The organism is Aquabacterium parvum, from assembly GCF_001447195.1.
Taxonomy (GTDB): domain Bacteria; phylum Pseudomonadota; class Gammaproteobacteria; order Burkholderiales; family Burkholderiaceae_C; genus Aquabacterium; species Aquabacterium parvum.
On sequence record NZ_LFRI01000559.1, the window covers coordinates 1 to 273 of the forward strand.

Consider the following 273-nt stretch of genomic DNA (forward strand, 5'->3'; position numbering starts at 1 on the left):
GGTTCATCAGCCAACACCAGTTTAGGTTGCTGAGCCAGAGCCCGGGCAATACCGATGCGTTGCTGCTGGCCGCCGCTCAATGCGTCGACACGGCTTAAGGCTTTGTGCAATAAGCCGACTCGGTCCAGACTTTGCAAGCATATGGATTGATCCTTCGCCGGGAGGGGGAATAGACTGCGTAATGCCGTGTGGTAGCCCATTCGGCCCATCGAAACGTTTTGCAAAGCCGTCAGTCGGCCAATCAATTGATGCTGTTGAAACACCATGCCAGTC

Annotated in this window: 1 protein-coding gene; it reads right to left on the bottom strand. The window is 54.9% G+C overall.

What is annotated here, in order from left to right; translation table 11 throughout:
* The coding region (locus tag ABG80_RS21740) for an ATP-binding cassette domain-containing protein (RefSeq protein WP_152987458.1) at positions 1–273 on the bottom strand (273 nt) is incomplete at both ends.